This window comes from Pseudomonas sp. MD330_10 (genome assembly GCF_042610415.1).
Classification (GTDB): domain Bacteria; phylum Pseudomonadota; class Gammaproteobacteria; order Pseudomonadales; family Pseudomonadaceae; genus Aquipseudomonas; species Aquipseudomonas rhodesiae.
In genome coordinates, this window is the sequence record NZ_JBHGZU010000066.1 from 1 (window position 1) to 299 (window position 299).

Consider the following 299-nt stretch of genomic DNA (forward strand, 5'->3'; position numbering starts at 1 on the left):
CCCACCTGTGTGTCACGGTTCCACGGAGCGTAGAGGCCGCCGTCTAAACCGCCCCAAGCGTTGAAATCCCAATTGACGCCTCGCACTTCGCCGCTGTTGTTGATCACGAAGGTCGGGCCGGTGTCCCGTACCCAAGCGTCATCGCTGGACATTTCCACCACGCGAATATTCTGTACATCCAAACGCGCCCGCGCGTTTTCGTATTGGCCGGCGGACACACACACCGTCACCGGCTCGAACCGCGCACTAGCCTTGGCCACGGCCACATGGGCCGCCTGCGCCGGCTTGCCACCCAGGCG

Annotated in this window: 1 protein-coding gene; it reads right to left on the reverse strand. The window is 63.5% G+C overall.

From position 1 onward, the window contains the following. Window positions 1-299, reverse strand: a 299-nt coding sequence (locus tag ACFZPT_RS26635; protein WP_379559119.1) for an agmatine deiminase family protein, incomplete at both ends; no start/stop codon positions are given.